This window comes from Shewanella sp. VB17, from assembly GCF_013248905.1.
Taxonomy (GTDB): domain Bacteria; phylum Pseudomonadota; class Gammaproteobacteria; order Enterobacterales; family Shewanellaceae; genus Shewanella.
Map to the genome: position 1 here is coordinate 360,685 of NZ_JABRVS010000001.1, position 26,826 is coordinate 387,510.

Consider the following 26,826-nt stretch of genomic DNA (forward strand, 5'->3'; position numbering starts at 1 on the left):
GCGAAAAAGAATACCAATTTGATTTAAGTTGGTCATAAAATGCTCCTGCATTTATGACATACAGTACATCCGTGTACTAAATTCAATTATATTTATTTAACAGCTTTTCGAATTTAGTTATTTGGTTAATTACGCAGGAAATTGTTTGGCTGACAAAGCCGTAACGAGCGAAGCGCGGCGTGTACTTTAGTACACAAGCACTGGAGCGAGGAAACAATGCCGTGAGACGAATAATTAACCAGTAAGAATTTGTCTGGAAACCATAGCATTGTGGCCCCACCTGATCCCATCCCGAACTCAGAAGTGAAACGCAATCGCGCCGATGGTAGTGTGGGGTCTCCCCATGTGAGAGTAGGTCATTTCCAGGCGCCTAATTCGTTTTCACTTTAACTTTTTATTAGAGAAAGTAGTGAAAACACGTCTCCTAACTTTGACAAGTTAGTGACGAAAAAGAATTTAGACTTTATGTCTAAAGGAGTGGTAGTTCAGTTGGTTAGAATACCGGCCTGTCACGCCGGGGGTCGCGGGTTCGAGTCCCGTCCACTCCGCCAACACAAAGACGAAAGCCTCATCGAAAGATGAGGCTTTTTTCGTTTTGTCTATATCAGTTTAGTAGCATTATCATTGTTCTAAGACTCGTCTTGTTATTCTTTGAGTTGAGTGGCACTATCACTTAACTTATTAATAATTAATTATAAAAATAATTATGATGAAAAGGATATCATTGATACTACTCTTGTTATCACCATTTATTTGTGTGGGCGCGGAGCGCTTTTCTTTCGTTTCAACGATGATAAAAGAGCAACTTACTATCCAAGTTGCATTACCAAATTCCTGTAATCATTCAACAAACTTTAAATACCCTGTTTTAGTCGTGTTGGATGGATCTACACAATTTGAGCACATTTCTGCGGGCGTACAGTTTTTAAGCTCGTACGCGATCATTCCCGAAATGATTGTGATTGGAGTAAGTACTATTCATCGCTTGAAAAACTTCACTCACACAGAATCATCAAAATTCAAGGGACGTTCAGGAGGTGCACAAGTGTATACTTCTTTTTTACAGGAAGAGTTACTACCTGAGTTAAGAGATAAATATCGTATTGCACCATATGAAATCATCTCGGGGCATTCGTTGTCAGGTTTATACACAAGTTACTTAGCCTTGACTAGTAATTCGGAATTTAACGCCGCGATTTCAATTAGCCCAAGTTTATGGTGGGACAATGCATCTCTTGTAAGTCACGATAAGAAACTTCAAAAGCTTAAAATAGAAAAACCAATGAGATGGTTTTTAAGTTTGGCTAGTGAGCCGAATGAAATGAAAAGTGCATTTGATGCAATGCTAGGTAGCCTCAATAAAAATACACCAGATAAGCTAGTTTTGTTTCATGCTCAATTTCCTGATGAAACCCATGATAGCACTCCTCTAATAGGTAATAATAAAGCGCTGCAAGCTATCTTTAGCGGTTGGAATGCTGTTCCTGAAATAAATGTGATGTCACTAGCTGAATTGCAAAAGTTTTATCAGAGTAAAAGGCTTGAGTTTGGTTATGAATTTCCTATGTCAGAGCATCAGTATAATGTATATGGATTAAAAGCATCCTATGAGGGAAAGACGGATTGGGGGGTAGAAATACTTGAGCAAGGGGCTATGTATTTTAAATTATCGGATATTATTTGGGATAGCTTAGCAACGGCATACGCACTGAACAATGAATTAGAGAAGGCTATTACAGCTTCGGAAAAAGCGCTGCAGCTTGCGAAGCAATATGATTCAGTGTTTCTAAGTGACATCATTGCTCAAAATAAGAAATTACAAGCTAATCAGCTGGTCAGTAAGCATTAGTCTGTGAGTAATGGCATACTTAATATGACTTGGTAGGGAAAGTCATATTTATGGCAATAGGATTGCTAAAGGTTTGAGGTATTAATTTACCAGTGGTTTAATTGAGATGAAAGAATTATTTAGCACTGAGCGTATTGTTTGTCGTGAATTTCAACTAAACGATTTACACGCGTTTGCTAGTTATTTATCGTGCCCTGCCTGAAGTGGCTAAATATCAGAGCTGGAGTGAATATCGTTTTCAAGATGCTCAAGCTCTGTTCGGTGAGATGAAAAAGTGTAAATTTGGAACTTTAGGTGCATGGTTTCAACTTGCTATTTTGGAGAAGGAGTCTAACCAGCTTTTAGGCGATTTAGCGGTTCATTTTATCGATGAGGAGAAAATTGAAATAGGCTTTGCTTTAGCGCCTAATTTTCAAGGACTGGGCTATGCATCTGAGACTGTAGTAGGGCTATTAACTTATCTATTTGCTGATCCGAAATTGCATCGAGTTGTAGCGACAACCGACTTTGATAATCTTGCTTCTTGGCTTTTGCTTGAGCGGGTGGGCTTTCGTCGTGAGGCACATTTTATTGAGAATATCTTTTTTAAAGGTGTGTGGGGCAGTGAATATCAGTATGCAATGTTAGCTTCTCAGTGGCGTAGTAGTGAAGAGCCTCAATCAGAAAGTGTAGATGTAAGCTTAATTGAAACGCCAATATTGGTTAATCAAAAACTGTAGGCATGGGGCGAGTTGTTGGGGATGGGGCGCTGAATTTTGAAATAGTTGATATTGCCGTTGATCCAGTTTATCAAGGAAAATGTTACGGCAGGCTGATTATGCAAGCCATAATGGACTACTTGGATCGAGAAGCACCAAAGGGGGCTTATATCAGCCTCATGGCAGATGTACCTGAGTTATATGAAAAATTTGGTTTTACGCTTAGTCGACCCACCAGTGAAGGTATGTTTCTGGTTAAAAGTTGACTCTGTTTATTGTTTATTTGTGAATATCCCTTTTGCCAAGATTCCTTTATTATCGATACTATAATGTTTATTTTTCGGAGCGATTTTGGCTAATATTCTTCTGGTGGCGAACCTAAATTGTGATCGCATATTGAATCTGGATAAGCCGTTGCAGATGGGCGGACGATTTCACTATCAAGATGGTGGTAAACGCTTAGGCGGAGGAGGAGCAAATACCGGAATTGGTCTTGTATGGGCAAAACATACAGTGACGCTTGTTAGCCAAGTAGGTAAAGATAAGTTGGGTGATTGGCTGTTGGCTGAGGCGAGTACTCAGGGTATAGATTGTCATCTAATTCAAAGGTATGAGAAAAATACATGTGAGATGTTATTGGTAATGACGCCAGATGGCGAGCGCACTATTATTCGTCCTGAAAGGCCTGTTTTTGAACTTGCTAAGCCTCCTGTATGGGGTCAGTGGGATGCTGTGTATTTTAACTCTTCGGCAAAAGGGTGTGAGAGTTGGGCTAATAGTGCTCTTAACCATTGCTTAGTATTGGCTCAATTGGCTAAAGATGATCGTTCCAGACCTTGCGATATCTTAATTGCCTCTATGACCGATATACAAGGGCGCAGCCAGTTACCACCTTGGGAATACGGGTTAACGATTGCTGGAGATAGCCTGAAATATTTTATTATTACCGATGGGGTCGATGGATCATATCTTTATACTCATGATGGCTGTAAGCATGTAGACTCGACTTTAGCTAAGGTTGTAGAGACAACAGGTGCGGGAGATGCTTACGCTGCAGGTTTGCTGCATGGTTTGACTTCAGGGTTAGGGATTATAGAGTCGATGACAGAGGCTGGAGTGTGGGCAAGTTTTGCTGTTGCGACCCAAAGTTCAATTCCCGGAGAGGCATTGAAGCATTATTTGTATGGTTAAATATGAAGGTTATATTTTTATGGAGAAGTTAGATGTTAAAGGAAGTTCTGGTTAAGCAGTTATCGGGTTTATATGCCGGTGATGAAGTCGTTAGTGTTGAAGGTATTTCCAGCGGTATAGATCAAAAAAAAATAGCGACTAAGTTGAATGTCAGCATAGACAGTGTTGTTGGTGATGCTCAAGCTGATCCCAAGCATCATGGTGGCCCCGATCGAGTGCTGCATCATTTTCCTCGCGAGCACTACGGTCAATATCGCCGCTGGGATATGATGAATGGATTTAAAGATGCTCCTACCATGGGAGAAAACATCAGCACTGTCGGTTTGGAAGAAGCGCAAGTCAATATTGGTGATGTTATTGCTATAGGTGATGTTGAGTTGCAGGTGACGCAACCGAGATCGCCATGTTTTAAATTAAATCATCAGTTTGGACATAAAGAGTTTGCTTTAGCTATGCAGGTTAGTGGTCTGTGCGGCTGGTTTTACCGTGTGCTTAAGCCTGGTGTCATCGATGTGGCTGATAATATTGTTTTGCTCGATCGACTTAGTGACATCAGTGTGCGAGATGCGATGAATATTTATTTTTCCCCAGAATTTGATGCGAAAGCTTACAATAAGCTCGCGGTATGTGATGGCTTAGCGCAGTCTTGGGTTTGTAGCTTACAAAGAAGAGTTGAATCTCGTAAAATTGAATCGTGGGAGATGCGTTTATTTGGCCCACAAAAGTAGGGTAACTGGCTATCACTTAAGGAGATAAAACATGGCAGAAGAAACCTATGTACTCACGCAAGATGATAAAAATATGGGCATTGTGGTCCATGCTTCAAGCTTTGCTGGCTACATGATCCCTTTTGGCAGCATACTTGGCCCACTAGTCGTGTGGTTGATGAAGCGAGATGAGATCGCTTTTGTTGATGATTGTGGCCGTCACTGTTTGAACTTTAAGTTAAGTCTAATGATTTATATGATGATTAGTGGGATCCTAATGTTTATCGGAATTGGGTTTATTATGATGGGTATACTTGTGATCCTTGATATTGTATTTACCATTATTGCAGTGATGAAAGCCAGTGAAGGCATAAGCTACCAGTATCCTATGTCAATTAACTTTATAAAAAAATGAAATCAAGAGTTATAAGGTAAACACGCTCTTGAAGAGCGTGTTTACTCAGTTTATGTCACTTATTTACATATTGGGGTAGTTTGGCCCACCACCTCCTTCAGGGCTGACCCAAGTAATATTTTGACTTGGGTCTTTAATATCGCACGTTTTACAATGAATACAATTTTGACTGTTGATGACAAATTTACTCTCGCCTTCTTCTTCTACGACTTCATAAACCCCTGCAGGACAATACCTTTGAGCTGGCTCATCAAATGTGACTAAGTTGACATCGATAGGGATACGGTCATTTTTCAGTTTGAGATGACAAAGCTGATTTTCTTCATGGAAAGTGTTAGATAGATATACTGATGACAGCTTATCGAAACTTAATTTACCATCGGCTTTAGGATAATTGATCTTCTTGTAAGCACTGGCTTCAGCCATTTGGGCATAATCAGGTTTTTCATCCCTTAAGGTGATCGGAAATTTACCGCCAAACCAATTTTGGTCGATAACATTAAATGCGCCTCCTAAATAGGTGCCAAATTTGTGCAGGGCAGGGCCGAAATTACGTGACTTATAGAGCTCCTCTTGTAACCAGCTTTGTTCGAATTTTTTGGCATAGGAATCGAGATCTTTACCACCTTCAGGATCAGTTAACAGGGCTTGGGCCACGGTTTCTGCCGCTAATACGCCACTTTTCATCGCGGTATGTGTGCCTTTAATTTTGGCAAAGTTAAGTGTGCCAGCATTACATCCTATGATGAGTCCACCTGGAAAACTCATTTTAGGCAATGAATTTAGACCGCCTTTAGTGATTGCACGCGCACCATAGCTTAATCTCTCACCATCTTTGAGGTAGCGTGAAATGATGGGATGGGTTTTGTAGCGCTGGAATTCATCAAAGGGGCTTAGATGAGGATTTTGATAATTAAGGTCGACAATTAAGCCTACTGCTATTTGGTTGTCTTCGAGATGGTAGAGGAAGCCGCCACCGGAAGCCCCATGAGTGAGTGGCCAGCCGGCAGTGTGCACTACCTTACCTTGTTCATGTTGCTCACTGGGAACTTTCCATATTTCCTTAAACCCCAAGCCATAGTGTTGAGGGGTTTTACCGTTATCTAAGTGGTATTTATGGATTAATTGTTTACCTAAATGACCACGACAGCCTTCGCTAAAAATAGTGTATTTAGCATGGAGCTCCATGCCAGGTTCATAACTCTCTTTAGCTTGCCCGTTACTGTCGACACCCATGTCACCGATGAGTATGCCTTTAACACTTTTATCTTCATTGAACACTAGTTCACTAGCAGGAAAACCTGGAAAAATCTCGACACCTAGTTCTTCTGCACGTTCAGCTAACCAACGAGCAAGATTACCCACACTAATAATGTAGTTACCTGTATTGTGCATGGTTTTTGGGTGTAGTGAGTTAGGAATTACACGTGCAGTTGTCGCTGAGCTGAGCATGTGGATTTCATCGCTGACAACTTGAGTGTGGAGTGGGGCACCATGAGTACGCCATTCTGGGAACAGTTCATCAAGTATTTTAGCTTCAAATACGGCACCAGAAAGTATATGTGCGCCGACTTCTGAGCCCTTCTCTACCACACAAACTGTGATCTCTTGTCCGCTATCTTTTGATAACTGCATTAATCGGCATGCTGTCGCTAGACCAGCTGGACCCGCCCCAACGATAACGACATCAAACTCCATCGATTCACGTTCCATCACTCACCTCATAGGTTACATTTTCCCGTTAAACGGGCGTTTTAATTATGCTACTCACCTTACATCAAAATGGGTCGATGGCACAGAGTTTATACAATGAGATACTGCGAACTTGCCGGATTTATTAACGTGAGCGGTGTCACAAAATATTAACGGCCAATTCGTTCAGTACAACAAATTGATTTTTAACGCTAGGGGTCAGAGTTGAAATATGTCTATAATTAGCCTCTGACGGTTCTCCGAGCTTCTTGTCCTAAGTCAACAGATATGGGCGTTAAGCCGTGGCAATAACGCCACCGGGGTGTGATAAGAAATTCTCTCACCTCCCCTTACTTGGAAAGGTGATCATGTCGCAATTACAAGACAGCTTTGGTCGAAGGTTCCATTATTTGCGCATGTCAGTGACTGATGTGTGTAATTTCAAGTGTACTTATTGTTTACCTGATGGGTATAGGCCTAATGGCCGTGATAAGTTTCTTGGGCTCGATGAGATAAATAATTTAGTTGCAGCCTTTGCCGAGGTCGGCACTCAAAAAATCCGTATAACAGGCGGAGAGCCGACACTGCGTAAAGATTTTACTGATATTATTCGTATTGTTGCAGATAACGATAAAATTAATACCATAGCGATGACGACAAATGGTTATCGTTTGGAGCAGCATGCTAAAGAATGGTATGAAGCAGGTCTGAGGCGTATCAATGTATCTGTCGACAGCTTAGATCCTAAGATGTTCTACCAGATCACAGGTGAAAATAAATTCGATAAGGTGATGCGAGGCATTGATGCTGCTCTTGAGGCGGGGTTTGAGCGAGTGAAAATTAATGCCGTTCTTCTTAAGGGTTTGAATGATAAAGACTTACCAAGTTTTCTTCATTGGATTAAAAACAGTCCAATAGATTTACGTTTCATCGAGCTGATGGAAACTGGGCTGGGTCGTGATTATTTTCAAACACATCATTTGTCTGGAGCAGATATTAAATCTCAGTTGATTACTGATGGCTGGAGTCGTGTTCCATCAGCTGTTGAGGATGGACCAGCACAAAATTTTAGCCGCAGTGATCATAAGGGACGCATTGGCTTGATTATGCCATATGAGCAACATTTTTGCGCCAGTTGTAATCGGTTACGTGTCTCAGCTAATGGCAAATTACATTTATGTTTGTTTACTGAAAACGGTGTTGATCTCAGAGATTTGTTGCAAGATCCATCGCATCGACCTGAGTTAATCGAGCGTCTCCATGGACAACTTGCTCAGAAGAAAGAGACGCATTTCTTACATGATGGTATCACAGGTGTGACACAGCATTTAGCCTCTATTGGTGGTTAATTCAGGTATCGGTTATGATGCATTCGAACTTGATTATTGAATCGGTAATTTTGTGTATGCTAATTAGTATTTTGTAAATAAATGAAAGGTTAATGTCATGAGTAACAATTTTACCCATATCAATGCCAATGGCAATGCTCATATGGTTGATGTGACTGACAAAATGGTGACTGAGCGTGAAGCAAGAGCTGAAGCGTTTGTTGAGATGGCCAGCGAGACGCTTGAGATGATCATGAGCGGTAGTCATCACAAAGGCGATGTGTTTGCCACCGCACGTATTGCAGGTATTCAGGCCGCGAAGAAAACCTCAGATCTTATCCCTCTATGTCATCCGCTGATGTTGACTAAAGTTGAGGTGGAACTTGAAGCGCAGCCGGCACATCAACGAGTTCGTATTACGAGTTTATGTAAGCTATCAGGTAAAACGGGTGTCGAGATGGAAGCATTAACGGCAGTATCGGTTGCAGCATTAACGATTTATGATATGTGTAAAGCTGTGCAGAAAGACATCTTGATTTCACAGACGCGCCTGTTAGAAAAACGTGGCGGTAAATCAGGGGTTTTTAAGGTATAACAATATGATTAATATCTTGTTTTTTGCTCAAATCAGAGAGCTGTTAGGTGAAAGTTCTATACAAGTTGAGGCCATTGCAGAGATAACTACAGCAGAGGAATTACGTGCAAACTTAGCATCTAAAAATGAACAATGGGGCAAGGTCTTGGCATCCGATAAGTTGCTTGTTGCTGTTAACCAGACCATTAGTCGTTGGGATATGCAGGTCGAAGATGGAGATGAAGTGGCTTTTTTCCCACCGGTGACAGGAGGATAAAAATGCCTGCTAATGTGAGTAAAGTATTAGTACAAACCCAAGATTTTAGTGTGGCTGACGAATACGCACTTATCGCTGATGATTATCGTGATGGTGCCGTGGTTACGTTTGTCGGTAAAGTCAGAGATTTTAACTATGGCGGCATGGTAACTGATTTGACTTTAGAGCATTACCCTGGGATGACCGAAGAGGTATTAAGTCAAATTATTGTTGAAGCGCGTGAGCGCTGGTCGTTAAATAAGGTCACTATTATTCATCGTGTCGGTACTATGGCTCTAGGTGACCAGATTGTGTTTATCGGTGTGACCAGTGCCCACCGTAAAGCCGCCTTTTCTGCAGGTGAATTTCTAATCGATTTTCTTAAAACTAAAGCCCCTTTTTGGAAATTGGAATCAGGTGAAGCAGGGAAAAATTGGCTTGACGCTAAAGATGCAGATGAACAAGCAGCTAAGATGTGGGATATACCATAATAGTCCGCGTTGATCATAAGGAAAGAGCATGATTCGATTTAAAAAGGGATTTGCACTGATATTTGCCTGTGTTATGTCGGTAATGTGTATTCAAGTGAAGGCGAATGATGTGCCAGCCATTGCGGCTGCATCAAATATTAAATTTGCATTGGATGAGCTGGTTCAAAAATTTACTCAAGATACAGGGTTTAAGGTACGAGTTTCCTATGGTTCTTCTGGCAATTTTGTCGCGCAAATTAAACATGGTGCTCCCTTCCAGTTATTTTTATCGGCTGATGAAAAGTATATTAAGCAGTTAGTTAACTTAGGAGTTACTGTCGATGATGGGGTGCTTTATGCTGTAGGTCGGCTGGCAATTGTGGCACCGATAAGCTCACCTTTGCAGCTTGATCCTGAGTTAGTCGGCGTAAAAGCCTTAATTGACAGTGGGAAATTGAAACACTTTGCTATTGCTAATCCTGAGCATGCGCCATACGGAGAAAGAGCTCAATCCTTACTAACACATTTGGGGTTATGGGAGTTAATAGCCCCACAGCTTATTTATGGTGAGAATGTGTCTCAAGCGGCGCAATTTGCGATCAGTGGTTCGACTCAAGGAGGGATCATCGCGCTTTCACTTGCCATTTCACCTCAATTTCAGCAGGTGGGTCATTATCAAGCCTTGCCTGAATTATTACATGATCCTATTTATCAACGCATGGTGCTTACCAATAAAGCGGGACCAACCGCAAAAGCTTTTTATGATTATTTACAAACAGATATAGCACGGCAAGTATTCAGTGATTTTGGCTTTGGTTTACCCGTTAAAGCAGAGGGTCATTAGTTAATGGATTGGCAGGCTTTGCTATTATCGGTGAAACTCAGTAGTGTCACGGTGTTTATCTTAATTCCCTTTGCGATTATCGTGAGCCGATTTCTCGCATATCATCAATTTAAAGGTAAATCATGGATTGAAGCTTTGATCATGGTTCCTCTCGTGTTGCCACCCACAGTCATTGGTTACTACCTGCTAGTAGGGTTGGGAAATCAATCTTGGCTTGGCAAGATCCTAGAGGAGTTAATTGGACACCAATTGGTGTTTAACTTTTCGGGCTTAGTACTGGCTTCAATTGTGGTTAATATTCCTTTCGCTATTCAGCCCATTCAACGTGCATTTGAAACTGTGCCTGAAGATGTTCGCGATGCGGCTGCTTGCTGTGGAATGAGCCAGATAAAGGTGCTTTTTAACATTGAGCTACCTATGGTGTGGCCTGGTGTGCTAACGGCTCTAGTGCTGTGTTTTTCGCATGTATTAGGTGAGTTTGGTGTTGTTTTGATGATGGGAGGAAGTATTGCTGGAGAGACGAAGACCATTGCCATTTCTATTTACGACAGTGTTCAGGCTTTTGATTTTGACAGTGCGGGCCAGATGTCCTTAGTGTTACTTATTTTTGCGGTAACGGTGTTGGCGTTTGCGACAAGTTTATCTAGACGCATGGGAGGCATACATGTCTCAAGGCGTCGGTGATCTTTATTGTCGTATTCAGCAAAATAAACATATTCTGCTGGATGTTGAATTCCTTTGCAAAGCTGGTGAATTACTTGCAGTTGTAGGCCCTTCAGGCGGTGGAAAATCAACTTTGCTGCGAATGATTGCAGGTTTAAATCAACCAGAATCAGGTACTATTAGTTATGGAGAAAAAGATTGGTTCAACGATAAAAATCGTCTTCATCTCAGTCCGCAACAGCGTCATATAGGTTATGTACCACAGCATTTTGGTTTATTTCCACATTTAACTGCGCTGAACAATGTGGTTGCAGCCTTAGGCCATATCCCAAAAGCCAAAAGAATGACTCAAGCACAGGACTGGTTAGAGCGAGTGGATCTTCATGGGTTATTTGACCGAACCCCCGCCAATTTATCAGGTGGCCAACAACAAAGGGTTGCATTGGCACGTGCTCTTGCGCGTGAACCGTCAGTATTATTGCTCGATGAGCCTTTCTCAGCAGTGGATGGAGAGACGAGAGAGCGGCTTTATTTAGCGCTAGCACGTCTTAAATCACAACTTGTGATTCCGGTTATCATGGTGACTCATGATCTCCATGAAGCGTTACTGCTTGCCGATAATATGATTTTAATCAATCAAGGTAAAATGCTTCAACAAGGGATCCCTCATGAGATTTTGAATCGACCACATTCTGAGGCAGTTGCAAAACAGATGGGGCAAAGGAATATTTTTGATGCTGAGGTTGTGACTCAAGAACATGAGCAACAGATCACTTGGCTGCAATTTGGAGGTCAACTTATTGCGAGCAAATATTGTGGGAAAGTACAAGTAGGAGAAAAAGTGCGCTGGGTGATCCCAAATCAAGGAATTCGATTCAATTCTATTAAGCAAGGGCATTTAGGATTTGAATTTAATAGGCTAGAAATTACGATAGATTCTCTGTTAATGATGGGGGAAACCGTTAGGCTAATCGCCAACGTGGGAGATGGTGGGCATCAGTTACACGTAGAGTTGACATTACATTTTTTTAATAAGCTAGACCTTGCTATTGGAGCCGTCACTGAGGTGGCTTTGAAGCCTGAGTTGATTCATATTTTAGAATTTCAGCTTGATAGCTGAGGTTATAAACTTCCGGCGATTGATGATCAAAGGTTAATCTTGTTTCCATCTCTACAATATGGTCACTCCTTTAACATTTAGGTTCATTCAATAGAGGAAATATTCAGATGTCTAAAACATTAGCGGGTTCTATTATTTTATCATGTGTGCTCACCTTGCCAGCATTTGCTGCATACAATGGTCCTAATGCTGAGACACTAATTAACGATGCCAAAAAGGCTAGTCAAGCAAAAGATAAAAGTCCTGTTGAGCTAACTGGATATTTAGTTAAGAGTTTAGGTGATGAAAAATACCTTTTTCGTGATAGTTCTGGTGAAGTTGAAGTCGAAATTGACAATGTACTTTGGCGGGATATTGAAGTAAATAGTGACACTAAGGTTACCCTTAAAGGTGAAGTTGACGATGAGTGGCAAGGTATTGAAATAGAAATTAATAGTTTAGAATTGGTGGCAGAATAGTTTGGCTCCTGTCGCGCTATATTTCAGAGTATAAATATTGATGCTAGTTTGTTAAATTAAAGAACAGAACACATTTCTAATCATTAGTCATGTGATTAAATCGAGATAAATACTTATCAGAATGGCTCGAACAGTAACGGTTTTTTTTTGATTGATATAAGATGAAGGTCATAGTAATGATTAAAGGAGGAGCCATGACGCGTTTGCTAGTGAGTTTAGTGCTTTTTTCCAGTGCCAGCTTTTCTGTGTCAGCTTGGGCTGAGCAGTCGGTGTTAGAGCTATTATCAGATGAACAGAATCTTTCTCCTCAAGCGTTAATGCTTAAGGTTGAAAAGGAATACTCTGGGGTGATCTGTGACTTTGAGATTGACGTCGAAAATGGTGAGCTGATTTATGAAGTGGGTGTTATTGATACTGAAAGAGAGACGCTCACTGAATTTGAATTTAAAGCGAAAGATGGTGGCCTGATTAACCAAAAAGTAGAAAGACTCGAAGCGGCGGATAAGTATGGCCTTAAAGCTGTTATTTTAATAGAAGAGATGGAACAGACTTTTTATTCATTAGTTGATAAAGCTATGGAAGATCGTAATGGCCATATTGTTGGGGCTAAAATCGATCACGATCTTGGGATTAGTTATTTGGAAATTAAGCTTATAGACGCCATGGGCAAGCGTAAATTAGCCTTTGATATTAAGAGTCAACGTCCATTGCCATTGTTAACCTGGGATTAAGTTACGATATGAAAATATTACTTGTAGAAGATGATGCAACCACCATTGAATATGTGGTTAAAGGGTTTACTGAGCAGGGCCATAATATTGAAACGGCAAGTGATGGACATCAGGGATTACTACTTGCGACAAGCATGAAGTATGATCTTATATTACTGGATCGCATGTTGCCTCAGCTTGATGGGCTTAAATTACTTGCAGCATTAAGAGCGACTGGAAGTCAGACTCCTGTATTGATTTTATCAGCATTAAGTCATGTTGATGAGCGGGTTAAAGGTCTTCGAGCTGGCGGTGATGATTATATGACGAAACCTTTCGCATTTTCTGAGCTCTTAGTTAGAGCTGAAAAACTCATGCAACGTGGTTTGTCTCAACCTGTAGATACAGGTTTAACTGTTGGTAATTTAATGATGGAGCTTCTGACACGTAAAGTGACCTTAGACGGGCATGAGTTAATGCTACAACCGAAAGAGTTTCAATTATTAAAGTATTTGATGGAACACCCAAATCAGGTTATTAGTCGTACGCTGTTGTTTGAGGCGGTGTGGGACTATCACTTTGATCCTCGCACTAATGTCATTGATGTGCATATAGCGAAGCTTAGACGCAAGTTTGAAGAACTAGGTTTTGGTGAGCTTATTGAAACGGTTAGAGGAGCTGGTTATCGTCTCCGTCAAGGGAATTAAACCTTATCAGAGTAGTGCCTGGTACATTACTATTATTTTTTCATCCCTTGTGACTTTAATTATCGGCACCTTATTACTTGGTATGTACCGCCAACTGATGAATGAGCAGGAACTGCAAACCGATAAACATTTGGCATCAGAGAAAGTGCGTTATCAAAAAATGGCACTCACTTTAGACAAGCAAAGCTTTGCTAGGCAAGTGAAAACAGCCGATCCTAAGACTGCATTAGTGGTATGGCGTAGCTCGTTAGATCTTGTCGGTGCGTTAAGTTTGATCCCCGATGATATGCCGATGTTACCCCAAACTCGTGAATTCCCTATTTTAACTGCGGGTCCAGATAAGTTGCATATTTTAACGGGTGGTTTAGTGATCACACGTTATGGTCCTGTACTTATAGCGACACGTACTGATCAGTTAGCAACCTTGATTGACCGTTTCGTGAATGCCGCTATTACAGCTCTGATGCTAACAATCGTGCTAACCCTTGCCTTAGGGTACCTCTTTTCTAAAGCGATTTTACGTCGTTTAGTTCAGTATAACCGTTTGAGTCGTTTGATTGAGAAAGGCGAGTACTCAACACGACTCCCCGTTAGCTGGCGACAGGATGAATTTGATATCCTTGCGGGTAAGTTTAATCAAGTGTTGGATACCTTAGAAAATAATTTATTAGCCGTAAGAGGCGCGACAGACAATATTGCCCATGACTTAAGAACCCCTTTATCACATCTGAGGTTCGGCTTGGAGCAGTTACCAGAAAAAAGTGCTAAGGAGTTACCTGAAGCCTGCGCTATCTTGACTGAAAAACTCGATCATTGCTTAGCCACATTTGATGCCATGCTATCACTGACCCGTATCGAAGAGGGTCAGCAAACGCTAGAATTACAAGATGTTAACCTTAAAATTTTGTGTGAAGATCTTTATGAAATGGCTGAGGTTATGGCTGAAAGTAATGAACAAACACTGAGCTTAACCACAACAGATGACATGCTGATGACTGGTGATAAATATTTGTTATTTCAAGCGCTGTTTAATTTGATTGATAACGCGATTAAATACGCTGGTGAAGGGGCAAAGATTGAAATTGTTCAACGTGGTAGTGAAATTCAAATTCGAGATAATGGTCCAGGGATCCCAGATGAAGAAAAGGGACGGGTGTTTGATCGTTTGGTTAGATTAGATCCTAGTCGTCACAATCAAGGCACTGGCTTAGGGTTATCACTGGTGAAAGCTATTTTTGCTCGACATAATGCTAAGGTTATTTTGATGGATAATACACCGGGGTTAATTGTCAGTGTCACTTTTAGAGATTAAGATAAAATATGTATCAAATAATCGCCGATGAAACAGATTTTATCGTGATAGCTAAGTCTCATAACGTTCACTTTCATAGTCAAGACGGCAGTGCAGGTGTGATGGCAAGATTAGAGCAAGATTTGCACATTAAACTTTTTTCCGTTCATAGGCTGGATACGTTAACTTCAGGCCTTCTGCTGTTTGCTAAATCGAGTTTGGCAGCAGCCGAGTTTACCCAGTTATTCACTGAACATAAGATACAGAAATACTATGTCGCCTTGGCTAAAGGTAAACCGAAGAAAAAACAGGGGTCGATCACTGGCGATATGGCTAAGTCCCGTCGTAGCATGTATAAGCTGATGCGAACCATGGTCAATCCAGCCCAAACGCAGTTCTTTTCTCAGTCTATTGCAGAGGGACTGAGGTTATATCTACTTAAACCTCTTAGTGGCAAGACACATCAACTCAGGGTTGCATTAGCCAGTATTGGTGTGCCCATTTTAGGTGATCAACTCTATGGTGGTGAGGAGTCCGATAGAGGTTACCTGCATGCCTTTAGTCTACACTTTATTTTTCGAGGTAAAGCATATCAATATATAAACCAGCCTGTTTCTGGAACCCATTTTACTGCGCCAGAGGCGGTAAAACAGTTGCAGATATGGTCCGATCCTGAGACCTTAGATTGGCCTAAACAGAAATAATTAAAGGAGACAGTAAATGGATACTAATAAGCTTTTGCTCGTTGTGATAGCCATCTTGTTACCCCCTGTGGCCGTATTTTTAAAGTCTGGTGTGGGACAAGATCTCTTGATCAATATTATTTTATGTATATTGTTTTTTATTCCTGGTGTGCTGCATGCATTGTGGGTAGTGACGAAGTAATTTAGCGACGTTGTTAATATGGAAATAGAAGACCCAACGCAGCCCAAAGGCTGCGTTTTTTGTATGACAGATGAACAGCTGGAACTAGGCGACCTAGAAAGGCATGGTAAATAACACCCGCTGAGATAGATAAAGCGATGCATGAAAGGTTAAAATTCATTTCGTGTTCTAGAGCAAAATGGCGCAATACTGCATTGGTGCGCATATCGTTTTTCATAAACATAACTACAAATGATAATAATTATAGTTATTAAAGGATTGTAAAGACGAGGGTTAGCTTGGTCGAATAAACAAGAGTTGAGTTGTGATGACTTACATAACTTAAGCAACTTCACTACACTCATTTTAGCGTTCGCATAGGCTGACAGAACTCAGCATTGTGAGGTCGTTTAGGTATATCTGTAATATTGGTTTTTTTACGGGGGCAGTGTATATAAAAATGAGTCATTGTTTTTTTATTGGTTTCTTTTGGTTTTGGTTGAGTAATTTGTTATCTGTAATGGCATATCGATTGGTATTTATTTTTCATGATGTATTTCTTAAATATATTAAAGGTTTAATCATCTTCTCTTTATTTATACTGCTTTTATAGTGTTAAATCGGTGTAAATCAGGCTGATAAAAAGTTTGAATTAAGGGGAGGTAAGTTATAATTCGCGGTCTTTGCTTTATCCAGAGCGATTGAGTAGAAACTAGAATGTGGGTGAGTAAAAAAAATGAATAGAAAAAAGAAAATCAACGAAACGTTGAAAAGTAAGGCTAAAAAAGCCAATGCTAAATTTCATTCGAGCAATAAGCCTAAATACCTTTCTAAAGCTGAACGTGCGAGCATTGAAGAAGTTAGCAAAGATGCGACTTCAATAATAAATATGACTTCGAGTTAATCAATCTTTAATTTAAGACGTCCAATAACGATGATAATGGTTATTTTCATTATGTGTCTTGGTTGGATGTAGGCTTAAAGAAGCCGAATATCGAATAGGAATGTTATGAACACAGTTTATTTAATTGGTGAGTTAGAGTCCTTTTTAGTCGCGATTTTAGTGCTATTTATCGGACATTCAGTGAATCGTCATGTTGCTTTTCTCAGGAAGTATAATATTCCAGAGCCTATTGTAGGTGGCATTATCATCGCTGCTATTATTACAGTTTTACACTTTAATGATATAGCGCTTGAGTTTACGTTATCGATGCAAAGTACATTAATGTTGATGTTTTTTAGTACTGTGGGCTTAGCTGCTAGTTACAAATTACTACTCAAAGGAGGGACTAAGGTGTTTGTTTTTCTTGGTATCGCATCCTTATTTATTGTGATTCAGAATGCCGTTGGTGTGAGCATAGCTACAGCCTTAGGTTTAAAGCCTCTTATGGGATTAATTGCTGGGTCGATCACGCTCTCAGGTGGCCATGGAACTGGAGCAGCTTGGGCACAGACCTTTCATGATGACTACGGTATTAACACCTTAGAGTTTGCTATGGCAGCTGCGACATTTGGGTTAGTCATGGGTGGAATTATTGGTGGTCCAGTAGCACAAAGACTCATTAGTAAAAATAATCTTGTGTCCTCATTCGGTGTTGGTGGTAATCATCATAAAGAACATCCTGATCTGCTGACTTACGATCAACTAGAGGAAGATAGGGTCACGGCTAAAAGCATTTTAGAAGTGTTATTTATTTTGTTGTTGTGTGTTGCCGGCGCAAAATGGATCGATTATTTAGTGACAAGCCTGGATATTGGCTGGCTCAAAATGCCTGATTTTGTTTATGCCTTATTTTTAGGTGTCGTGTTTACCAATATTACAGAAATCTCTAATGGCTATAAGATTAAAAGTGAAAGTGTGGATGTCTTGGGCACTGTGTCTTTATCATTATTTTTAGCTATGGCGTTGATGAACCTTAAATTGTGGGAGATATTCGATCTTGCGCTGCCTCTGCTCATCATTTTGTTAGTTCAAACGATGACATTAGCCTTATTTGCCTATTTTGTTACCTTTAAATTGATGGGCAGTAATTATGATGCAGCCGTGATTGCTGGTGGCCATTGTGGCTTCGGTTTAGGTGCAACGCCGACTGCAGTGATGAATATGGGGGCATTAGTATCAAGAACGGGTCCCTCGCCGCAAGCATTTATGGTTGTACCAATAGTCGGAGCTTTCTTTATTGATATCGCCAATGCAGTTATTTTACAAGGTTACCTGAAATTTATTGGCTAGCTAATTCATTGTATTTCAATTTAATTTAACCAGTTGTATTTCACAACTGGTTTTTTTTGATTTTTTTATTAACCTGATGCAATCAAAAATATGTGCTATTCGTTATAGGGAGTGAATACTTCATTTATAAAGGAAAACATAAAATGGCATCATCAAATAAAGCATTGGGTTTAACGGTAGCGGGTATTTTAGCAGCAGGTTTATCTGTTGGGGCGAATGCGGTACCGGATCAGCCTACTAATTGGGAAAAATGTGCAGGTATTGCTAAAGCGGGTGCAAATGATTGTGGTGCGCTAGATAAAAGCCATGGTTGTGCTGGTCAGGCCAAAGAAAGTCATTTACCCAATGAGTGGGTTTATGTTCCAGCAGGGACTTGTGACAAGATCGCGGGTGGTGAAGTTAAAGCTGTAAAACCGGCGAAGTCTTAATGGCAGAAGGGAGTTTAGTGGGCGCAGGCATTGGCCTGCGACTCCCTCATGTACAGGAGATATTAGCGGCGGGTGACACTGATATTCCCTGGTTTGAAGTGCTGGTCGATAACTGGCTGGTAGAAGGGGGCCTAAATAAAAAGATGTTACTTGCGATAAGTGAGCGCTATCCCTTGGTGTTTCACAGTGTAGGCCTTTCCTTAGGGGGGCTGACTCCTCTGGATTTTAATTACCTGAAACAAATTAAAGCGTTGAAAAAAGAGACGGGAGCCCTTTGGTATTCTGAGCATGCTAGTTTTTCTGGTAATGCAGAATTAAAGGTACCCGATCTGTTGCCTTTGCCTTATACCCAAGAGGCGGTGACTCATCTAAGTCAACGTATTAGCCAAGTTCAAGAATTTATGGGTGAAAGAATGCTGCTGGAAAACGTATCTACTTACTTAAGTTGCCAATTCAATGAAATGACTGAAGGTGAGTTTATTGCCGCTGTTGCTCAGGAAGCCGATTGTTATTTGTTACTCGATATTAATAATGCCCATGTGACAGCTCATAACTTAGAACAGGATATACAGGCATTTATGAACTCGATTCCAGTGGAGCGGGTTAAGCAGATACACCTTGCTGGGTTTCATGATAAGGGTGACTTTTTACTCGATGCACATAATCATCCCGTTGATAAACAGGTGTGGCAAGTATTTGAACATTTCATTCGTCGTAATGGGGCGATCCCAAGTATGATTGAATGGGATAGTGATCTCCCTCCTTTAGAGCGTTTGTTGCAGGAGAGAAAAATAGCGGCAGATATTCTGACATCTGCCACAATGGGAGCACATACACCTTCTGTTTCAAGGGCGCTAGTATGCGGTTAGTTGAATGGCAGAACGCGTTTGTGGACGCGCTCAGTGAAAAAGGCTTCGATACACCATTACTTTCACTCGTTAATGCCAGAGAGATTGATCGTTTAGCGGTATATCGAAATAACAATAATCAAGCGTTAACTGCCGCCATGAGAACAGCATATCCTATATGTGACAAGATATTAGGTGAGCAATGCTTTGATCAATTGGCGCGAAATTATCAAGTTCATCACCCTTTAAAGCAGAGTCATTTAAATCAGTATGGGGAGTTTTTTTCGGAGCTATTGGCTAATACGATAGCAGTGCATACAGAGTTTGCAGGGCTTGAATATTTAAGCGATCTTGCACAATTAGAATGGCTGCTGCAGCTGAGTTACTACGCCGGGGATAGACGAGATTGCTACAGTTTATCGCAACTTGGGTTACTTAGTGAGGATCAACAGGCGAGTGTTGTGATGCTGCTGCGCCCTGATGTCAAATTACTGAGGTCCACATATCCTCTTTATGAATTGTGGTTAAAATATCAGGGTGAACAAGACAATATTAAGATCTCTGCTCCAGAAGATGAATATCATTTTTGTATTTATCGCAATCCATTCAAACCTCAAGTTGAACGTATTTCTTCTGAGGAATACCGAGTGCTTACTGATATCATGCTGTCGCATTCCTTAAGCCAGATGACTGAGTCTGGCGTCGATATGGCATCGCTTAATAGTGTAATCACAACAGGCTGGGTGTGTGGTTTTACGGGTGAAGACATTACTTTTACTGTCAGTTAGTTGTTAGCACAAACTTTACAATGTATTTGCTTGGCTAATTTCATTTCGCGAAATTCCATCGTCATGGCGTCAATCATCAATATCTTACCTATGAGTGGCTTGCCCATATTACTGATGATTTTTATCGCTTCTATTGCTTGCAAGCTACCTATCATGCCGACCACAGGAGATAATATTCCCGATTCGACGCACGTGAGATTTTGTTCCGCAATGAGATTGCTAAAGCATTGATAACATGGGGTACCATCTTGGTAGTTGAAAGAAGTTATTGTGCCCTCCATACGAATTGCAGCAGCAGAAACCAATGGCACTTTGTGGGTGAAGCAACTTCTATTGAGTTGCTCACGAACTTTTATGTTGTCGGTACAGTCCATAACGAGACTATGGTTTACGATTAAACGATTGAGTTCATGATCGTCCAGCTGACTATTAATTATGTCTATTTGAACATGTGGATTCAGTTTGTGTAGGCTCTCCTTTGCTGATTCAACTTTCGGTTGGCCGATATTATTATCTTGATGTAATACTTGGCGCTGGAGATTAGACAGTTCAACGGTATCAAAGTCGACCAAGGTCATCATTCCTACGCCAGCCATTGTCATATATTGAGTTGCAGCACATCCTAGCCCCCCGACACCGACAACGAGAACCTTGGCAAGTTTCAGCTTTTCTTGACCTTCAAAATCCATGGCTTTGATGGAGATGTGGCGGCTGTATCTGAGGATCTCGCTGTCGGATAAAATATCCTCGTTAGTCGTGCTTGAGTTCATCTTTTTTCCTTACAGAATGGATCAGCAAAGTACCGAATTAAACGGTTCAACGGTCACTAATGTTCCGTTAGGTGTGTCGCCCTGTTCTTGGTTTAAGATAACGAAGCAATTAGCCAAACTCATGGAGGTGAGCATTCCCGAACCTTGTCCACCTGTGAGGCTAACTTCTGCTTCACCTTGTTCGTTGTGGCTTAGAATGCCCCGTTGGTATTCAACACGCCCTGGAAACTTACGTAAATCCCCTTTTAGCTTAGCTTTTAGTTGTAACGGCTGGATGTGTGGCAACCCCTGCATTTTTTGCAGTAGCGGCCAAACGAGTTTATAGAAGGTCACCATCGAAGAAACTGGATTTCCCGGTAGTCCACAGAACACCGCCTTGCCTAAATGACCAAAGGCGAAGGGTTTCCCAGGCTTGATGGCTAGCCTCCAAAAGGTGATCTCGCCCTCCTCATTGAGTATTTGCTTGGTGTAGTCAGCATCTCCAACTGAAACACCGCCTGATGTTAGTACCATATCGGCACGAGAGGCTGCATCACGGAAAGCGTGGCGTATCGCTTCTGGATCATCAGCAATAACACCAAGATCGATCCAGTCTATATTTGCTCTGCTCAGTAGGCCTTGGATGGTATAGCGGTTGGAGTCGTATATCTGACCAGGTGAGAGTTCACTACCGACGGGACGCAATTCATCTCCAGTTGAGAAAAAGGCAACTTTAACCTGATGAATCACGCGAAGTTGGCTGACACCTATGGTCGCTAAGACGCCCATCTGCGCTGCGCCGATTAAGGTTCCCCTAGATAAGACCTTACCCCCAGTTTTAATTTCTTCCCCTCGGTAACGCAGGTTTGCGCCTTTTGCTTTTGGCGCTTCAATGACAACGGTTTGCTCTTTAGCGTCTACTCTTTCCTGCATCTGCACTGTATCGTAACCAAATGGTAGCGGTGCCCCAGTCATAATACGTATGCAGGTGTTAGGTGTGATTTCACCTTGAAATGGATGACCTGCGAAAGATTGACCTATTAGTGTCAGACTTTTGTTGACGGAGAGATCATCGAAGCGAAAAGCGTAGCCATCCATTGCAGAATTATCAAAAGGTGGTAAATCGATAGCCGATGTCAGATCTTCAGCCAGTATACGGCCCAATGCATGAGTAAGTTGTACGACTTCTGACCCATCGGGTGGGGCGACTTGTTTGAGAAGTAACGCTATGGCTTCATCTGGTTGGATTAGATTGGGTTGAGAGCAAGGATCGGCTTGGGTGGGCATCTGGCTACCTTTACAATAATGTGAAATGAAAAGAGGAAAGTTAACGTTGTGGTCATTATGCCATGCTCGAGGGGGAAGGGTATGATCTTCAGAGGTGTTTTGGATGAATTTTTTCAAATTTAACATTATGAGTTCCCTGTATTGCCATGATTTGTCATTACCTAGTACAGAGATGTTGTCTGTTGTTTGGTAAAGCTGACGAGAAGACTAATGATAATTGTTTGTATTTTAAAACAATAACTTAAGTAAATTTTGTTGATTTCTGAACCTGATTTTACGACAATGCGCCAGCTAGAATATTTATTCAAACAAACATGTGTCGATAGGAAAAATAATGCTTGCACAAACAATGATTGATCAACTAAATGCTCAAATAAATGTTGAGTTTTTTTCTTCTAACCTTTACTTGCAGATGAGTGCGTGGTGTGAAGGTAAAGGGTTCGAAGGTGCAGCCCAATTTATGCGTGTCCATGCCGATGAAGAGATGCAACATATGCATCGTTTGTTTACTTACGTGAGCGAAACAGGCGGTATGCCGCTATTGGGTGCTATTGAAGCGCCACAATCTGAATTTTCTTCTTTGTTGGCATTGTTTGAGTATACCTATGAACATGAGCAAATGATCACAAGTAAAATCAATGCACTGGCTCATGCAGCTTTTACTAATCAAGATTATTCGACCTTTAATTTTTTACAGTGGTATGTTTCTGAGCAACACGAAGAAGAGAAGTTATTTAAATCTGTTGTCGATAAGATCCGTTTGATTGGCGAAGACGGTAAAGCACTGTTTTTTGTTGATAAAGATCTGGCTAAAATGGCGGTGAATGAATCGTCGAGTATTATGAGCAGTGTTGTTGCGTAATATTTAGCGCGTTAATTTTTTGCATAAGTGCTAACTTAAATTCATAAAAAATAAACAAAAAGCAGTGGCAACTGCTTTTTGTTTAGTATGACTCATCAATTGACAATGATCATCTTTTGAGAGAGTGAGCTAATGAGTAGTATTAGCTTGCTTTAGCTAATAAGGCTTTACGGTACTCGACAATATCTTCGATGGTGAGTATGGGTAGATTATGCAACTTTCCGAATTCAATGATTTCTGCTAATCTCGCCATAGTGCCGTCAGGCATAGTGACTTCACATAATACGCCAGCAGGTTTCAGGCCTGCGAGTTTCATTAGATCAACCGTTCCTTCGGTATGGCCTCTGCGAGTAAATACACCACCTGGCTGAGCACGAAGTGGATAAACATGTCCAGGGCGAGCGAGATCGTCAGCAGTAGCATTATCAGCGATAGCGGCTTTGATTGTGGTGACACGATCTGCTGCAGAAACCCCAGTAGTGACCCCTATTTTTGCTTCGATACTGACAGTAAATGCTGTGCCATACTGGCTAGAGTTATCTTCGACCATAGGGGGCAAATCTAATTGCTTAATACGTTCGTCGGTTAAACACAGGCAGACAATGCCACTGCACTCACGAATTAACAGTGCCATTTGTTCATTGGTTAGTGTTTCTGCACAATAGATCAAATCACCTTCGTTTTCTCTGTCTTCGTCATCGACAACAAGTACACCTTGACCTTGTTGAAGAGAGAGTAGCGCGGCTTCCACGCGCTCAATTGGGGTGCCAAAAGGGGTAAGTAATGACTGATTCATGGTTAAAATCCTTAATAAACAACATTGAGTTTGCCAGAATCAGGGCGTACAGAAAATGACGCGGCATAAGTAACGCTATGCGGCGCACAAATAAGAGGTTAATAAATCTCATCCTCACTAAAGAGTGATGTGCATTATTTTTCTTATATTCTCTTTCATCCGGACTGAGTATAGGATTGCCAGTATTTGTTCGTTGGCTAATGCTATTCATTACCGTCGGCTCTGGAGTGTTTTATTGAGTAAAAGTCACCAGATCTGCTTGACCCCAAGCCTGCTCCATCAGAAATAAGAGCTGCGTTTGGGCGCTCGCGGGCTTAAGGTTGAGGTTAACCTAAACACTATCACCGCCGGTGGGGAGTTTCACCCCGCCCTGAGAATTTGCTCATTGATATGAGCGCAAATAGAGTGCATTAATTTAATAAGGATGACAAGAGTAATGATATATTCAAGCCTTTTTCATTGAATATACCTAAAGGACAGGCCTTGCTGGAGTTCCCAGAGAATCACTGCATTGTGTTAGTGCTATCAACAAGGGAACAAGGATTACCTCAATCATTGCCTTATTCAGCCATTTTATGTGAACTCTGAAACGAGCATCTATATATCATCGCCGAAAATATTTCATCGAGGCTTAACGTCATTAACTTAATTAGGTTATCACCATTGATAATTGCAGTAGTAACTTGATTAGCAATACCTTCTCTATGGAATTTGCCCCTTGAATTGATTGAAGTAGAACTTGATGATTTAACTTTACCTAGGAGATAATCGACTTTAGACTCAAGCCTATTGCTGTTAAATTCACTAAGCTAGCGCTTTATTTGTCAAGGATGATCAATGAGAGGTGAGTTCGTTGTGAGTCCTATAAGTATATGACCACTATTACGCCTATTAACCTTACCTGTTGGATGTACTTCTATGAAAACCGTGACTTCAATGCAGCCGCCTGTTGCTGACAAAATACCCTACGAAATGAACATGCATGGGCTACAACGTACTGATAATTACTATTGGATGCGTGATGATGAGCGTCAAGAACCTAAGGTTATCGAGTATTTAGAAGCAGAAAACACTTATAAAAAAGCACAGTTTTTACCTTATGAATCTTTGCAGCAGACATTATTTGATGAGCTGGTTGGACGGTTAGATAAGGATGAGTCTAGCGTGCCTTATCAGTGGCATTCGCACTGGTATTGTCGTCGCTATCAGCAGGGGTTTGAATATCCTATTGCGACCCGAAGTCTGACATTAGGTGAGGATGAGACAATATTGTTGGATGTTAATCTTCGCGCCGAGGGTCAAGATTTCTATGGTCTCGGAGGAATAAATGTAAGTCCAGATGAGTCTATGCTGGCTTTCGGTGAAGATCTGCTAAGTCGGCGTATCTACAAAATTTATTTCAAAGTGATTGAAAGTGGTGAGTTGCTTGACGATATATTAGAGGGTACCGATGGTCATCTGGTGTGGGCTAACGATAACCAATATGTTTTTTATATTAAGAAAGATCCGCAAACGTTACTGGGTAATCAAGTATTCCGTCACCAGTTAGGTACCGAACAAGCACAAGATGTGTTGGTCTATGAGGAATTCGATGATAGTTATTATATCGGACTGGGTAAGAGTTTAGATGAAACGCGTATTGTTCTGTATCATGAGAGTACAATCACTAGCGAAATATCTGAGCTTGATGCCAATAGGCCACTTGATAAGTTTAGACCTCTTTTAGCGCGTGAAGAAGGACATGAGTATTCCGTCGCTAAGCTTGGCGATGAGTATTATATCTTGACCAACTGGTTGGCTGAAAATTTTCGCTTGATGAAGGTAAATGAGAGTGAATTTTCAGATAAAAGCAAATGGCAACAAGTGATTGCTACCGATCCTAATAGCCGTATCGAGGATATATTATTGCTGGAGGATTTTCTGATTGTCCAGACCCGAGTCAATGGACTGAGTCATATTGAAATTCGCCCGTTTGGTCAGCAGAAACCTTATCAGCTCATTTTTAGTGATCCCGCTTATGTTGCCGGATTAGATATGAATGCGAGCCAGCAGACCAATAAGTTACGCATCTACTATTCCAGCCTTACAACCCCAGAATCTATTTATGAATATGATCTTACTCAGGCATCAGCGCGTATTTTGCTAAAGCAGGAAAAGATACTGGGAGATTTCAATAGTGAATGTTATCAAACTGAACGCGTGTTTATTGGTACTAGAGATGGTGCCAAGGTGCCGGTGAGTTTGGTATATCGAAAAGATACATTTAATAAAGATGGCACCAATCCTCTGTACCAATATGGTTATGGCGCTTATGGGCACACTATAGAGCCTGATTTCGACAGTGCAGTATTAAGCTTACTGGATCGAGGTGTGGTGTACGCCATTGCTCACGTGAGAGGAGGTGAAATGCTAGGGCGACCTTGGTATGACAATGGTCGTATGTTGAATAAGCAAAATAGCTTTAATGATTTTGTTGATGTGACTCAAGCACTCACTGAACAAGGCTATGCAGACAGTCAACGAGTGGTGGCTGCGGGTGGCAGTGCTGGTGGGCTTTTGATGGGGGCGGTGGTTAATCAGGCTCCCGAACGTTATTTTGCTGTTGCGGCACATGTACCTTTTGTTGATATTGTGACAACTATGCTGGATGAGTCGATACCTTTGACGACAAATGAGTATGATGAATGGGGAAATCCGAATAAGAAGGCGTATTTTGACTATATGCTGAGCTATTCTCCTTATGATCAAGTTAAACGGCAAGCTTATCCACATTTATTAGTGACTACTGGTTTACATGATTCTCAAGTGCAGTATTTTGAACCTGCTAAATGGGTGGCCAAGTTACGTGACTATAAAACAGATGATCATCAACTCTTGTTTCATATTGATATGGAGGCGGGCCATGGTGGTAAGAGCGGCCGCTATCGCCGTTATGAGGACACGGCGCAGGAATACGCTTTTTTTCTCGGACTGTTAGATTTAGATAAATAATGGAGCA

Annotated in this window: 29 protein-coding genes, 1 tRNA gene, 1 rRNA gene, 1 pseudogene and 2 riboswitches; of the genes and pseudogenes, 28 read left to right on the forward strand and 4 right to left on the reverse strand. The window is 41.2% G+C overall.

Annotated features, from left to right (window positions below):
• Window positions 1-252: 252 nt before the first annotated feature.
• The 8 genes and pseudogenes from rrf (at window position 253) to HQQ94_RS01585 (ending at window position 4,860) form a co-directional block, all read left to right on the forward strand.
• Window positions 253-368 (forward strand): 5S ribosomal RNA (rrf, locus tag HQQ94_RS01550).
• A 106-nt stretch (window positions 369-474) separates the two neighbouring features.
• Window positions 475-551 (forward strand) — tRNA-Asp (locus HQQ94_RS01555).
• Between the two features lie 158 nt (window positions 552-709).
• The gene (locus HQQ94_RS01560) at window positions 710-1,849 is read left to right on the forward strand and encodes an alpha/beta hydrolase-fold protein (RefSeq protein ID WP_173296469.1); all 1,140 of its coding nucleotides are present in this window, start codon (window positions 710-712) and stop codon (window positions 1,847-1,849) included.
• Between the two features lie 106 nt (window positions 1,850-1,955).
• Window positions 1,956-2,487: pseudogene (locus HQQ94_RS01565) on the forward strand (GNAT family N-acetyltransferase); the annotation flags it as partial.
• Between the two features lie 83 nt (window positions 2,488-2,570).
• On the forward strand, window positions 2,571-2,813 hold the full coding sequence (locus HQQ94_RS01570; protein ID WP_173292782.1) for a GNAT family N-acetyltransferase: 243 nt from the start codon (window positions 2,571-2,573) through the stop codon (window positions 2,811-2,813).
• Window positions 2,814-2,898: 85 nt separating this feature from the next.
• Complete coding sequence (locus HQQ94_RS01575) at window positions 2,899-3,738, forward strand: PfkB family carbohydrate kinase (protein ID WP_173292783.1); 840 nt, start codon at window positions 2,899-2,901, stop codon at window positions 3,736-3,738.
• Between the two features lie 32 nt (window positions 3,739-3,770).
• The gene (locus HQQ94_RS01580) at window positions 3,771-4,466 is read left to right on the forward strand and encodes an MOSC domain-containing protein (protein ID WP_173292784.1); all 696 of its coding nucleotides are present in this window, start codon (window positions 3,771-3,773) and stop codon (window positions 4,464-4,466) included.
• A gap of 31 nt (window positions 4,467-4,497) precedes the next feature.
• Entirely contained in the window at window positions 4,498-4,860 is a 363-nt protein-coding gene (locus HQQ94_RS01585; RefSeq protein ID WP_254303974.1) for a DUF4870 domain-containing protein, read from the forward strand.
• Between the two features lie 63 nt (window positions 4,861-4,923).
• Here the strand turns inward: HQQ94_RS01585 and HQQ94_RS01590 are convergent, their stop codons facing one another.
• Window positions 4,924-6,573, reverse strand: coding sequence for an electron transfer flavoprotein-ubiquinone oxidoreductase (locus tag HQQ94_RS01590; RefSeq protein ID WP_173292785.1), 1,650 nt, complete (start codon window positions 6,571-6,573; stop codon window positions 4,924-4,926).
• Between the two features lie 225 nt (window positions 6,574-6,798).
• Window positions 6,799-6,933: riboswitch (molybdenum cofactor riboswitch) on the forward strand.
• Between HQQ94_RS01590 and moaA the strand changes: the two genes are divergently transcribed.
• The 18 genes from moaA to HQQ94_RS01680 all read left to right on the forward strand — a co-directional run bounded on the left by moaA (window position 6,921) and on the right by HQQ94_RS01680 (window position 20,134).
• Window positions 6,921-7,901, forward strand: coding sequence for a GTP 3',8-cyclase MoaA (gene moaA / locus HQQ94_RS01595; RefSeq protein ID WP_173292786.1), 981 nt, complete (start codon window positions 6,921-6,923; stop codon window positions 7,899-7,901). It overlaps the preceding riboswitch by 13 nt.
• A 97-nt stretch (window positions 7,902-7,998) precedes the next feature.
• A complete protein-coding gene (gene moaC, locus HQQ94_RS01600; protein WP_173292787.1) occupies window positions 7,999-8,475 on the forward strand; it encodes a cyclic pyranopterin monophosphate synthase MoaC in 477 nt (158 codons plus the stop codon).
• A 4-nt stretch (window positions 8,476-8,479) separates the two neighbouring features.
• Entirely contained in the window at window positions 8,480-8,731 is a 252-nt protein-coding gene (gene moaD / locus HQQ94_RS01605) for a molybdopterin synthase sulfur carrier subunit (protein ID WP_173292788.1), read from the forward strand.
• Between the two features lie 2 nt (window positions 8,732-8,733).
• On the forward strand, window positions 8,734-9,201 hold the full coding sequence (gene moaE, locus HQQ94_RS01610; protein WP_173292789.1) for a molybdopterin synthase catalytic subunit MoaE: 468 nt from the start codon (window positions 8,734-8,736) through the stop codon (window positions 9,199-9,201).
• A 28-nt stretch (window positions 9,202-9,229) separates the two neighbouring features.
• Window positions 9,230-10,024 carry a molybdate ABC transporter substrate-binding protein gene (modA, locus tag HQQ94_RS01615; protein ID WP_173292790.1) on the forward strand — a complete coding sequence of 265 codons (795 nt, stop codon included), beginning with the start codon at window positions 9,230-9,232 and terminating at the stop codon, window positions 10,022-10,024.
• Between the two features lie 3 nt (window positions 10,025-10,027).
• The gene (modB, locus tag HQQ94_RS01620) at window positions 10,028-10,708 is read left to right on the forward strand and encodes a molybdate ABC transporter permease subunit (protein ID WP_173292791.1); all 681 of its coding nucleotides are present in this window, start codon (window positions 10,028-10,030) and stop codon (window positions 10,706-10,708) included.
• The gene (locus tag HQQ94_RS01625; protein ID WP_173292792.1) at window positions 10,689-11,807 is read left to right on the forward strand and encodes an ABC transporter ATP-binding protein; all 1,119 of its coding nucleotides are present in this window, start codon (window positions 10,689-10,691) and stop codon (window positions 11,805-11,807) included. Before modB ends, HQQ94_RS01625 begins: the two co-directional genes overlap by 20 nt.
• Before the next feature lie 107 nt (window positions 11,808-11,914).
• Window positions 11,915-12,265 carry a NirD/YgiW/YdeI family stress tolerance protein gene (locus HQQ94_RS01630; protein ID WP_173292793.1) on the forward strand — a complete coding sequence of 117 codons (351 nt, stop codon included), beginning with the start codon at window positions 11,915-11,917 and terminating at the stop codon, window positions 12,263-12,265.
• Between the two features lie 194 nt (window positions 12,266-12,459).
• Window positions 12,460-12,996: a hypothetical protein gene (locus tag HQQ94_RS01635; RefSeq protein WP_173292794.1), complete on the forward strand. Its 537-nt coding sequence runs from the start codon at window positions 12,460-12,462 to the stop codon at window positions 12,994-12,996.
• Between the two features lie 8 nt (window positions 12,997-13,004).
• Entirely contained in the window at window positions 13,005-13,682 is a 678-nt protein-coding gene (locus HQQ94_RS01640) for a response regulator transcription factor (RefSeq protein ID WP_173292795.1), read from the forward strand.
• Window positions 13,683-13,731: 49 nt separating this feature from the next.
• The gene (locus tag HQQ94_RS01645) at window positions 13,732-14,994 is read left to right on the forward strand and encodes a HAMP domain-containing sensor histidine kinase (RefSeq protein WP_173296471.1); all 1,263 of its coding nucleotides are present in this window, start codon (window positions 13,732-13,734) and stop codon (window positions 14,992-14,994) included.
• Between the two features lie 8 nt (window positions 14,995-15,002).
• Entirely contained in the window at window positions 15,003-15,677 is a 675-nt protein-coding gene (locus tag HQQ94_RS01650) for a TIGR01621 family pseudouridine synthase (protein ID WP_173292796.1), read from the forward strand.
• Between the two features lie 16 nt (window positions 15,678-15,693).
• The gene (locus HQQ94_RS01655; protein WP_173292797.1) at window positions 15,694-15,858 is read left to right on the forward strand and encodes a YqaE/Pmp3 family membrane protein; all 165 of its coding nucleotides are present in this window, start codon (window positions 15,694-15,696) and stop codon (window positions 15,856-15,858) included.
• 715 nt (window positions 15,859-16,573) lie between these two features.
• Entirely contained in the window at window positions 16,574-16,741 is a 168-nt protein-coding gene (locus tag HQQ94_RS01660; RefSeq protein WP_173292798.1) for a DUF2986 domain-containing protein, read from the forward strand.
• 105 nt (window positions 16,742-16,846) lie between these two features.
• Entirely contained in the window at window positions 16,847-18,070 is a 1,224-nt protein-coding gene (gltS, locus tag HQQ94_RS01665) for a sodium/glutamate symporter (protein WP_173292799.1), read from the forward strand.
• A gap of 143 nt (window positions 18,071-18,213) precedes the next feature.
• Window positions 18,214-18,498 carry a DUF2282 domain-containing protein gene (locus tag HQQ94_RS01670; protein WP_173292800.1) on the forward strand — a complete coding sequence of 95 codons (285 nt, stop codon included), beginning with the start codon at window positions 18,214-18,216 and terminating at the stop codon, window positions 18,496-18,498.
• On the forward strand, window positions 18,498-19,367 hold the full coding sequence (locus tag HQQ94_RS01675; protein WP_173292801.1) for a DUF692 domain-containing protein: 870 nt from the start codon (window positions 18,498-18,500) through the stop codon (window positions 19,365-19,367). The genes HQQ94_RS01670 and HQQ94_RS01675 overlap by 1 nt, the downstream gene beginning before the upstream one ends.
• Window positions 19,358-20,134 (forward strand): DNA-binding domain-containing protein, encoded by a 777-nt coding sequence (locus HQQ94_RS01680; protein ID WP_173292802.1) that lies wholly within the window; start codon window positions 19,358-19,360, stop codon window positions 20,132-20,134. Before HQQ94_RS01675 ends, HQQ94_RS01680 begins: the two co-directional genes overlap by 10 nt.
• On the opposite strand, the gene moeB is transcribed toward HQQ94_RS01680, so the two are convergent.
• Both moeB and moeA read right to left on the reverse strand, forming a co-directional pair.
• The gene (gene moeB / locus HQQ94_RS01685; RefSeq protein WP_173292803.1) at window positions 20,131-20,904 is read right to left on the reverse strand and encodes a molybdopterin-synthase adenylyltransferase MoeB; all 774 of its coding nucleotides are present in this window, start codon (window positions 20,902-20,904) and stop codon (window positions 20,131-20,133) included. The two genes, HQQ94_RS01680 and moeB, sit on opposite strands and share 4 nt — an antisense overlap.
• Window positions 20,905-20,925: 21 nt before the next feature.
• The gene (gene moeA, locus HQQ94_RS01690; protein WP_173296472.1) at window positions 20,926-22,170 is read right to left on the reverse strand and encodes a molybdopterin molybdotransferase MoeA; all 1,245 of its coding nucleotides are present in this window, start codon (window positions 22,168-22,170) and stop codon (window positions 20,926-20,928) included.
• Window positions 22,171-22,504: 334 nt separating this feature from the next.
• On the opposite strand from moeA, the gene ftnA reads away from it, so the two are divergent.
• Window positions 22,505-23,032, forward strand: coding sequence for a non-heme ferritin (gene ftnA, locus HQQ94_RS01695; RefSeq protein WP_173292804.1), 528 nt, complete (start codon window positions 22,505-22,507; stop codon window positions 23,030-23,032).
• A gap of 142 nt (window positions 23,033-23,174) precedes the next feature.
• On the opposite strand, the gene ribB is transcribed toward ftnA, so the two are convergent.
• A complete protein-coding gene (ribB, locus tag HQQ94_RS01700; protein WP_173292805.1) occupies window positions 23,175-23,828 on the reverse strand; it encodes a 3,4-dihydroxy-2-butanone-4-phosphate synthase in 654 nt (217 codons plus the stop codon).
• Between the two features lie 143 nt (window positions 23,829-23,971).
• Window positions 23,972-24,210, reverse strand: a riboswitch (FMN riboswitch).
• A gap of 536 nt (window positions 24,211-24,746) precedes the next feature.
• Here ribB and HQQ94_RS01705 point away from each other — a divergent pair.
• Window positions 24,747-26,819 (forward strand): S9 family peptidase, encoded by a 2,073-nt coding sequence (locus HQQ94_RS01705; protein ID WP_173292806.1) that lies wholly within the window; start codon window positions 24,747-24,749, stop codon window positions 26,817-26,819.
• Window positions 26,820-26,826: the final 7 nt, after the last annotated feature.